The 10,629-nt window shown below is 36.6% G+C and carries 8 protein-coding genes and 2 riboswitches; of the genes, 2 read left to right on the top strand and 6 right to left on the bottom strand.

Annotated features, from left to right (window positions below):
- Positions 1-132 precede the first annotated feature (132 nt).
- The 4 genes from DF281_RS08955 to DF281_RS08940 all read right to left on the bottom strand — a co-directional run bounded on the left by DF281_RS08955 (position 133) and on the right by DF281_RS08940 (position 5,273).
- Positions 133-987, bottom strand: coding sequence for a helix-turn-helix domain-containing protein (locus tag DF281_RS08955; protein WP_166636108.1), 855 nt, complete (start codon positions 985-987; stop codon positions 133-135).
- Between the two features lie 114 nt (positions 988-1,101).
- Complete coding sequence (locus tag DF281_RS08950; RefSeq protein ID WP_109349911.1) at positions 1,102-2,445, bottom strand: nucleobase:cation symporter-2 family protein; 1,344 nt, start codon at positions 2,443-2,445, stop codon at positions 1,102-1,104.
- A gap of 15 nt (positions 2,446-2,460) precedes the next feature.
- Positions 2,461-3,030 (bottom strand): xanthine phosphoribosyltransferase, encoded by a 570-nt coding sequence (locus DF281_RS08945; protein WP_109349910.1) that lies wholly within the window; start codon positions 3,028-3,030, stop codon positions 2,461-2,463.
- 142 nt (positions 3,031-3,172) lie between these two features.
- A riboswitch (purine riboswitch) is annotated at positions 3,173-3,274 on the bottom strand.
- Between the two features lie 532 nt (positions 3,275-3,806).
- Positions 3,807-5,273: an amino acid permease gene (locus tag DF281_RS08940; protein WP_109349909.1), complete on the bottom strand. Its 1,467-nt coding sequence runs from the start codon at positions 5,271-5,273 to the stop codon at positions 3,807-3,809.
- Positions 5,274-5,410: 137 nt separating this feature from the next.
- Positions 5,411-5,591: riboswitch (Lysine riboswitch) on the bottom strand.
- Between the two features lie 190 nt (positions 5,592-5,781).
- On the opposite strand from DF281_RS08940, the gene DF281_RS08935 reads away from it, so the two are divergent.
- The gene (locus tag DF281_RS08935; RefSeq protein ID WP_109349908.1) at positions 5,782-7,005 is read left to right on the top strand and encodes a CynX/NimT family MFS transporter; all 1,224 of its coding nucleotides are present in this window, start codon (positions 5,782-5,784) and stop codon (positions 7,003-7,005) included.
- A 40-nt stretch (positions 7,006-7,045) separates the two neighbouring features.
- Here the strand turns inward: DF281_RS08935 and DF281_RS08930 are convergent, their stop codons facing one another.
- Both DF281_RS08930 and DF281_RS08925 read right to left on the bottom strand, forming a co-directional pair.
- Positions 7,046-7,519 carry a hypothetical protein gene (locus DF281_RS08930; protein WP_109349907.1) on the bottom strand — a complete coding sequence of 158 codons (474 nt, stop codon included), beginning with the start codon at positions 7,517-7,519 and terminating at the stop codon, positions 7,046-7,048.
- 90 nt (positions 7,520-7,609) lie between these two features.
- Entirely contained in the window at positions 7,610-8,674 is a 1,065-nt protein-coding gene (locus DF281_RS08925; protein WP_232025975.1) for a nitric oxide synthase oxygenase, read from the bottom strand.
- A gap of 421 nt (positions 8,675-9,095) precedes the next feature.
- Between DF281_RS08925 and DF281_RS08920 the strand changes: the two genes are divergently transcribed.
- Entirely contained in the window at positions 9,096-10,583 is a 1,488-nt protein-coding gene (locus DF281_RS08920; RefSeq protein ID WP_109349905.1) for a catalase, read from the top strand.
- Positions 10,584-10,629 lie beyond the last annotated feature (46 nt).

The following is a 10,629-nucleotide window of genomic DNA, read 5'->3' as shown; positions in this document are numbered from 1 at the left end:
TAAATCAAAAATACGCGTTCATTCTATGATCATAATTTTAAATCAAAAATACGCGTTCATTCTATGATCATAATTTTAAATCAAAAATACGCGTTCATTCTATGATCATAATTTTAAATCAAAAATACGCGTTCATTCTATGATCGCGTATTTTTCAAATTCCTCTTCAATACGACTAAGTAAATCAATTGCACCATACGCTTGTAACACATGGCGTACACTCGCTTGATCCTCTTCATAATCACCTAAGTGTAATATATTTTTGCATAATGCTCGGCGTGATAAAAACAATGAAAGCATCGTGTAATTCATATGATGACGATCTGTTAATCGCTCTTCAACTAAATATAATGCATCCGCATAACGCTCAGAACGAATATACAATAAAGATAGATTGATACTATAAATATCCTTCATACTTTCTACTTTATCGTACTTTGAATAGTCGACTAATCTTTTCAAAACGCGCTCAGAAATCGCGATTGTTGTTTCGATAGGATACATAAATAAAATCATATTAATTAATCGAATATCGTATAAATACCACTGATCATAAGTGATTACTCGCTTCCAAATTGGTTCAATCAAATCGACTGCCTTTGTGTAATCTTCTGAATCAGATACGATTAAAAGCGCCTCACATAGCATATGAATTTCTCTCAATTCAAGATCATCTTCCACTTTTAAGTAGTCCATCGCACGATCTTTAATCGCCGTTAAAAGGTCTGGTTGATTATAGCTTAATTTGAAAAAATCATTCACGATTCTTTGCTTGTGATTGTAGTCATAATTATTACTAATAAATTCGATTTCATCCGGCGTGACGTTCATTCGATTCGCAATTTGTAAAAATGAAACGGCATCTAAATCACGCGTACCTGCTTCCACTTTAGAGTATACGCCTTGCGAAATGATTTTATGTGCTACACCTAATTGGCTATACCCTCTGTTAATACGAATTTCCTTTAATATACTCCCTAATTCCAAATGAATCACCCCAAATTAAAATTCAATGAATTTTGAAAATTCCATACATATTACTATTTTATAAAAAAACGTCCTAAAATGCGAATTCGCACTCTAGGACGATCTTCTTTATGATTAAGCATGTTTTTCAGATGTTGAAACTTTCTCTTCTTTTGATTCAACAATTGTTTCAGTAGCAACTACTGGCTCTTCCTTTTTCCAAGGAATCATGTTGAAAATAATATTTAATAAAATCGCTGTTAGTGATCCTGCTACGATACCATTGCTTGTAAGAATTTTTACTGCATTCGGTAAGAAAGAGAAGATTTCCGGCTGAACTGTTACGCCTAATCCCATACCTACTGAACACGCAATAATCATCGCATTCCCTTCAGATTCTACTACTGCGCGGCCTAACATTTTAATCCCTTGTGAGATGACCATACCGAACATGGCGATCATAGCTCCACCTAATACAGGTGTTGGAATTACAGTTGTTAAAGCGGCTACTTTTGGTAAGAATCCTAAAGCGATTAGCATGATGGCCATAATACCGATTACTGAACGATTTTTCACGCCAGTTAATTGCATTAAACCTACGTTTTGAGAAAATGCTGTATATGGGAAGGCATTGAAAATACCACCGATAATTGAAGCAAGTCCTTCTGAACGATAACCGCGAGCTAAATTTTTACTATTTACAGGTGTTTTTGTCATTTCACCAAGGGCAAAATAAGAACCTGTTGATTCAACTAAAGAAACGATTGCGACAATTGTCATTGTAATGATTGGTACTAAATGAAATTCAGGAGTAGCAAAGTAAAATGGTTTAACCATATGAACTAGTTCTGCATTTCGTACGTTATCAAAACTCACGAAGCCCATAAATCCTGCGATGACTGAACCGGCAACTAAACCGATTAGAATGGCGATTGAACGCATGAAACCAGTTGAGAATCGGTAGAATAGAATGATGATTGCTAATGTTAAAAAGGCTAACATGACATTTTCCATTGAACCGTAGTTTGCAGCAGTTGAATCTCCACCAGCAGCATTATTGAATGCTACAGGAATTAATGTGATACCGATAATTGTTACGACTGAACCCGTTACGATTGGTGGGAAAAATTTAACGAGTAAACCGAATGCTCCACCAATTAATACAACGATCGATCCTGATGCGATGACAGCACCATAAATTGAACCTAAACCATATTCCTTACCAATACTGATAATAGGTGTCACTGCTGTGAATGTACACCCTAGTACTAATGGTAAACCAATGCCAAATACTTTACCGCGCATTACTTGTAGTAAAGTAGCGACACCGCACATTAAAATGTCAATCGATACTAGATACGTTAATTCTGTTGGTGAAAGACCTAATGCACCTCCAATGATTAGCGGCACTAGAATCGCACCAGCATACATTGCTAATAAGTGTTGAATTGCAAGAGTCGATAGTTTAAGGTTGTTCATCTGAAAAGTTGCCTCCTAAGCAAACTGTACTATTCCGTTGTCTAATGAAGAAATAATTGCTAATGAATCAACGCGATGCCCTTGATCACGAAGTACTTTACCACCTGGTTGGAAACCTTTTTCGATTACGATACCGATACCACTTGTAGTTGCACCAGCTTGTTCTACGATACTAAGTAAACCTTTTGCAGCTTCTCCGTTTGCTAAGAAATCGTCGATGATTAGAACTACATCATCTTTATTTAAAAAGTCTTTAGAAACTGAAATGTCACTTGATACTTTCTTCGTGAATGAGTAAACTTCTGCAGAATAGAAATTATCTGTTAAAGTTACTGATTTGCGTTTACGAGCAAATACAACAGGGATTCCAAGAATAAGACCAGCCATTACCGCTGGAGCGATACCTGATGATTCGATTGTTACGATACGAGTTAAACCTGCGTCTTTATATAAATCTGCAAACTCTTGACCAATTTTTTGCATTAACTCTGGGTCAATTTGGTGATTTAAAAATGAATCTACTTTTAATACATCGCCTGATAATACCTTACCGTCTTTAATAATTTTGTCCTGTAATGCTTTCACAATAAGGAACTCCCTTCTTGACTTCACTGCATACTCTACTCAAAAAGAATATAAAAAACCTAAGTAATAATTACTTCCAGTTCGGCTACGAGTGGAGCAATTACCCTTAGGTTGATATGTCTAAATGAACTATTTTAAAAAATAGTATAGGTATGCTTCCCATAGTCAATTCGTTTACGGCAAATTGGTAGATACTTGTGGGCCTTATTCCCACTATTATATGAGTGAATGCTTATTTATTTTTTATAAAGAATGTACAAATTATATCACGGGAAATAATTAATACAACCACTATGCTTAAATTAAAAATATTCTGACATGAATTCAGCATATTTCAGTGCAAATGAGTTAAATATCCCCTTATCACTAACATTAATTAATTATATTCCATTTTCGTTCGTAATTCACTACTTTTTTGATAAAAAAAAACATTTTTCGACATCTTTCTTCCATTTATGTTTTTTCACAAGAAAACATTATAATTCTTAAAAATCATCTATTCTTGTATTCGGAAATAATTGAAAATGTCCCACTCTATTTCATGAAATTCTTTTTTGTTACTATTTATAATTCAATCAGTATTTCTCTTTACTCATAAGTGCTTTATCAAAGAAACAAATGAATAGGATCCTTATCTGAAAAGTTAATAAGGACTCCGAGCGGAAAGTATGGACTACTTCTAAAATTTTAAGACATAAATTGGGTAAAAAATTTCACATTTAATAAAACCAATAAAAAAAACCAATGATTTCTGAAAAAATCATTGGTTCATTCGATTAGTATTTAGTTGGTTCTACATCTGCTTCAGTTAATTTTACGACTTTTGTTTTATGTTTAATTTTATAGCCAAACCATAGCACGAAGAAAATTGGTAAACCGATATAAGAAATTGTCAGTTCATACCAGTCTATTTCCCCGCCTTGGAATGCAAAATAGCTTTGTCCAACGACAATGAAAGCACATAATAGAAAGGCGAAAATTGGACCGAATGGGAAGAATCTTGATTTATATGGTAGTACCTCATCTAAATTCTTACCTTGCGCTGCCATAGCTTTTCGGAATCGATAATGACTTGCTGCTATTCCGAGCCATGCGATGAAGCCGCACATACCAGACGCACTCAATAACCAGATATACACCTGTTCTCCGAATACAGAAGTTAGGAATGATAGACTCGCGACAATTACAGTAGTGATTAAAGCGACAAATGGAACACCTTGTTTGTTTAATTTTTTGAAGATTTTCGGTGCTTTTCCTTCCATTGCTAAATCCCAAAGCATACGAGATGAAGCGTATAGACCTGAGTTACCAGCTGAAAGAATGGCTGTTAATACAACGGCATTCATAATTGAAGCTGCGAATGCGATCCCAGCATTTTCAAAAACAAGTGTAAATGGACTAGTTGTGACTGTCTCACCATCATTGATCAGACGAGCATCCGTGTAAGGAATTAATAAACCAATTGCTAAAATAGCTAAAATATAAAATAAAAGAATTCTCCAGAAAACTTGTTTAATGGCTTTAGGAATCGATTTGCCTGGATCTTTTGTTTCACCAGCTGCAACACCTAATAGTTCCGTCCCTTGGAATGAGAATCCTGCTGCTAGGAAAATACCTAGCGTTGCGAAGAATCCACCATGGAATGGGCCATCTCCTACGAAGAAATTCGTGAATCCTACTGGTGCTTTGCCACCTAAAATCCCGAAAATCATAAGTACACTGACACCGAGGAAAATAATAATTGTAGCGACTTTAATGAAAGCAAACCAATATTCACTTTCACCGAAAGTTTTAACCGATACATAATTTAATAAGAAGATAATCGCTAAAAATGCGACACTCCAGATCCATGATGCTGTGTCTGGGAACCAGTATTTCATGACAATTGATACTGCTGCAATTTCAGCTGCAATCGTAATTGCCCAGTTGTACCAATAGTTCCACCCTAGTGCAAAACCTAATGCTGGATCGATAAATTTAGTAGCGTATGTACTAAAAGAACCGGCGACTGGCATATAAGCAGCCATTTCACCAAGACTTGTCATTAGGAAGAAAACCATAATCCCAATTAAGCCATATGCTAGTAGTGCGCCACCTGGTCCTGCTTCAGCAATGGAGTTACCACTTGCTAATAGTAGACCTGTACCGATTGTTCCGCCTAGGGAAATCATCGTTAAATGACGGCTTTTTAATCCTCTATTTAAGCCAAGTTCTGTATCTTGACCGACTTTCTCGCGACTCATTATTTCTCCTCTTTCCTTCTATTGCAGGGAATATGTTGGTTGAGGTGTTTAATTTCAAATTATTTCCGGGGAAATAAAAAAACACCATCGCAAGCAATCTTGGATGGTTGTTTGTTAAACAATTACTCATCAACCTTGAAAAAGATAGCTCAACACACCTTCTCAGATGTGACAGTTCTGCACTTATTAAGCGACAGCCCCAGCATAATCGGCTAAAAGACCGACCACACTTCGGCAAAAAATCCTTTCATATTTGATCATCGATGCTTTTACATCTCTCAAACACTACTATTATTTTTCGCGACCTCTACCTCATCGACTGGATGAGGCATTGCAATATTTATTTATTAGTATAGTACTCATTCTAATACAAGTCCGACCTTTTTTCAAGACGTAAATTGCGCTGATAATATTTCAATTTAATCACTTTATTACAATAGAAAATTTGAACGATTGCTTAGACAATGTTACGCTAAATAAATAATTTGTTATTAATAGGAGGAAACACATGAACGAAGCGTCCAATACAGTCGTCTCGAAGAAAGAGAAATGGACTGCCACATCTTGGTTACTTGCTATTGGGATCATATTTATCGCTTTAACATTGCGATCACCCCTTACAGCTGTAGGACCAGTCATTCAAGAAATTAAAGAAAGTTTACATATTTCAAATGTACTAGCAGGATTTATTACAACTATTCCCCTTTTAGCTTTCGCAGTCGTATCACCAATCGTTCCGAAAATATCACGTAAATACACCGTTGAGAAAGCATTAATGATGGCTACGATTATTTTAACAGTCGGGATTTTAATCCGCTCAACAGGTTCAGTTTCCATGCTATTCCTAGGTACTACTTTAATCGGGGTCGGAATCGCTTTTGGTAACGTACTACTACCAAGTTTAATCAAACTAAAATTCCCGCTTCAAGTGGGTTTAATCACAGCTTGCTACACAGTTGCTATGAACGCTTCTGCTAGTATTGCTGCGGGGATCAGTTACCCCGTTTCAACATTTGCAGGTTGGCAGGGATCATTAGGTCTTTGGATGATTCTAGCATTTATTGCTGTTCTTATTTGGATTCCTCAAACCAAACAACCCGCTCCAGAAAAAATAAAAACTTCCGTAAATATTCCGAAGAAAAAACCGATGTGGAAGTATCCACTTGCTTGGGCAGTAATGCTTGCAATGGGGCTTCAATCAATGTTGTTCTATACAACAGCGGCATGGGTTCCAGAGATGTTTAAAGCACAAGGTATGAGCGCAAGTGTTGCAGGGCTAATGTTCTCTACAATGCAATTAGCGCAATTACCAGCCACTTTCATTACACCGATTGTTGCAGGTAAGTTAAAAGATCAAAGACCGATTGTATTAATCTTCTCTGTCTTCTACTTACTTGGTTTCACTGGTCTAATCATGGGTTGGACTGACTTATCAATTTTATGGATGGTTCTATTAGGAATCGCTGGTGGTTCATCATTTAGTATGTGTATGATGTTCTTCTCACTTCGTTCTAGAGATGCTTTCGAAGCCGCTGATTTATCCGGTTTCGCACAGTCATTAGGCTATTTAATCGCTGCTATTGGACCTGTCTTGTACGGCTATATTTATGATAAATACAACAGTTTCGACGTAGCGAATATTATGTATCTATTCGTCACAGTCATCTGTATCGCAGCCAGTTTAATCGCTGCGCAAAACAAATTTGTAACAGGTAATGATCCTAAACTATAAATAAAAATGAGAGAACGCAAAATTTGCGCTCTCTCATTTTTTAATTTTTCTCGAATAAAATCTCGTCGATTGCTATGAAATATGGTTGCTCTTGTTTAAGCATATGCTCAAAATATTCTTGGAATGTAAATTCGAAAGACTCGAAGCTTAATTTCCTCGACCATTCAAATTCTGGAATATGCTGAATTTGGCGGATGAGCATTTTTCGAATCAAAATAAAATCTCTAAAGAGTTCTTCTATGAACTGATTTCCAAGCGCGTTCGACACGGACTGATGAAATCTTTCAAAATCGGAGCATTCTGGAAAACCCATTCCCTTCATCATATGCGGTATTCTTTTTTTCAGAACGAAACGATCCCTACTCGTCAGATAAACAAGTAGTTGTTTCGGAGACCAATTATTATGAAAAACTGGGTCAGCTAGCTGCACTGAAGTACAATTCAAATATTTACTCACCTTACAGATTAAATTGCAAAATTCTTGAACGATTTTATCTCTGTTTGAATTCATCATGTATCGCCCCTTATACATACTAAATTTGGTCAAAACGTGTAATTGAAATATTTTATTTATTTTCTATATTATACCAAAAACAGTATTCTATTATAAGAATTTGAAAGGGCATTTCTGATACACATAGTTTGGTGATTTCTTCGTATTATCGTATGGTTTGTGGAATATATGCGTCGTAGCTGGTGCCATCGGTGGGATTAGCCATGTCCAATTCCCTGTCACTTCACGATCCCTTTTGCATTCCTGTTCTTCAAATAATGCAAATTGTTGAGCTGCAGTATGATGGTCGACAATGCTAACTCCTTGTTTTTTAAATGATTCTAAAACAGCAATATTCAACTCTAGTAATGCGCGATCCTTCCATAAACTACTCGCTTTATTCGTAGATAATCCCATTTTTTCAGCGATTGTTGGAAGCATATTATAACGGTCTTCATCAGCTAAATTTCGCGCGCCAATTTCAGTTCCCATATACCAACCATTAAATGGTGAAGCTTCATACGTAATTCCCCCAACTTCATAGCCCATTCCTGAAATAATCGGAACCGCATACCAACGTAAATCTAATTCTTTAAACCAATCATATTCAGCATGCTTAATTGGTACTTCTACTATATACTCTCTTGGGATTTCAAACATGCGAGGTGGGCGTTCATCCACTTGAATAATTAATGGAAGAATGTTATATTTCCCCGGTTTTTGCGTATATCCAAGGTTCATGCACTGCTTCGTTATTTCAATTGAAAGTGAATCGCCAATAATCTCGCCGTCTACTTCATACCCTGCATAACGAATTAATTGGTCATTCCAAATTCGCACGCGTTTCGTTTCGAAAACAGAGATTGTTGGGCGAATCTTCCCATCATTTGTCGCAAACTTAATATGTTGGAGAAGCGCTTGGAATATTTCCTCTTCGTCAATCAATTCTCGACGATCAAAGACGGTAAGGCTATTCCAAAACAGTCTTCCAATACATTTATTACTATTGCGCCATGCTAGTTTTGCGCCATACGTTAATTCGTCTGTCGTTTGTGCATAAGTACCTGTACTTTTGATTTCAATTTCAATTTGTTGGATACGCTCATTCAATGCATTTTGCTCTAAATCGCACTCTTTATAATATTGTTCGATAAATTTCTTCGCTTCGTCTAACATACGTCCAACTCCTTCACTCTCTATCATAAATTAGATAAACGGAAGAAAAAAGAAAAGAATCCTAAGAAAAAAGATGTACTTTACATACTTGTAATCATTTGTTCATATTTTCAATTAGAATCTATTAATACATTAATTGAGAAAGCTTTTTCCATTCTTTTTCGATTAAAATATGGTATCTTTAACATAAGCATAAGTACATATCACTCTATGAATTTGACGTTTATTTTTCGAAGAATCGGGTACTATAATGTGTGGAATATTGTATGGATTGCTTATTGATACAAATTCCTTAAAAAGAATTATTATAAACTACTTCAATTTCTCATTTTTGTATGTTACAGTTAATTTAAGAAGTTCAGCTTTAACCCTGTCGTGCTTTCGCATTGGCAATTTAAAAATCCGGGAGGCAAAGAATCTTATGACAAACAATAACAATAATCAAAAATTAACGACTGCTGCTGGTGCTCCAGTTGTCAGCAACACAAACAGTATGACTGCTGGTAAACGCGGTCCTGTCCTTTTACAAGATGTATGGTTGATCGAAAAACTAGCAAACTTCAACCGTGAAGTTATTCCAGAGCGTCGTATGCATGCAAAAGGTTCTGGTGCTTTCGGTACTTTCACTGTTACACATGATATTTCAAAATATACAAAAGCAAAAATGTTCTCAGAGGTTGGCAAGCAGACAGAAATGTTCGCTCGATTCTCAACTGTAGCTGGTGAACGTGGTGCAGCTGATGCAGAACGCGATATTCGTGGTTTTGCATTAAAATTCTATACTGAAGAAGGTAACTGGGACATGGTTGGTAACAACACACCTGTATTCTTCTTCCGTGATGGTATGCACTTCCCTGACTTAAATCACGCTGTAAAACGTGATCCAAAAACAAATAAACGTTCTCCTAATAACAACTGGGATTTCTGGACAAGCTTACCGGAAGCACTTCACCAAGTTACGTACATTATGGGTGATCGTGGTATTCCTCGTGGCTACCAATATATGCATGGTTTCGGTTCTCACACATATTCAATGATTAATGAGAATAACGAACGTGTTTATGTGAAATTCCACTTCACTTCACAGCAAGGTATTGAAAACTTAACAGACCAAGAAGCAGAAATCGTAGTTGGTAAAGACCGCGAATCTTCTCAAACTGAATTATTCGGTGATATCGAAGCTGGTAAATTCCCTAAATGGACGATGTCAATCCAAGTGATGACAGATGAACAAGCGAAAAACCACCGCGATAATCCATTCGATTTAACAAAAGTTTGGTACAAAGGCGAATATCCACTAATTCCTGTTGGTGAATTCGAATTAAACCGTAACCCAGAAAACTACTTCGCTGATGTTGAGCAAGCTGCATTCGCTCCTTCTCACGTAGTACCTGGTATTAGCTGGTCTCCTGACCGTATGCTACAAGCTCGACTATTTGCTTATGCAGATGCAGAGCGTTACCGTTTAGGTGTTAACCACCACCAAATTCCAGTGAACGCTCCTAAATGCCCAGTTCATAACTTCCACCGCGATGGTATGATGCGTACGGACGGCAACTTAGGTGGCACATTACACTATGAACCAAACAGCTACGGCGAATGGCAAGAACAACCATCATTCAAAAACCCTGCGGAAGAAGCAGGCCCAGCGGATATTTATGATTTCCGTGAAGATGATGATAACTACTTCGAACAACCGGGGCGTCTATTCAATATTATGAGCGATGATGAAAAAGAACGCCTATTTGCAAACACTGGTCGTAATATGGAAGGTGTCGCTGACTTCATTAAAGAACGTCATGTAATCCACTGCTACAAAGCAGATCCAGCATACGGTGAAGGTGTTGCGAAAGCAGTTGGTCTAGACATTTCTAAAATCGACTTAAATAAAATAATTCAATATCGTTAATGATTAGTAAGAGGAGCTATGTAACTAAACTGCATAGCTTCTTTTT

Source organism: Kurthia zopfii (genome assembly GCF_003143955.1).
Taxonomy (GTDB): domain Bacteria; phylum Bacillota; class Bacilli; order Bacillales_A; family Planococcaceae; genus Kurthia; species Kurthia zopfii.
The sequence above is the reverse complement of the archived record's forward strand: the minus strand, read 5'-3'. Positions and strand labels throughout refer to the sequence as shown.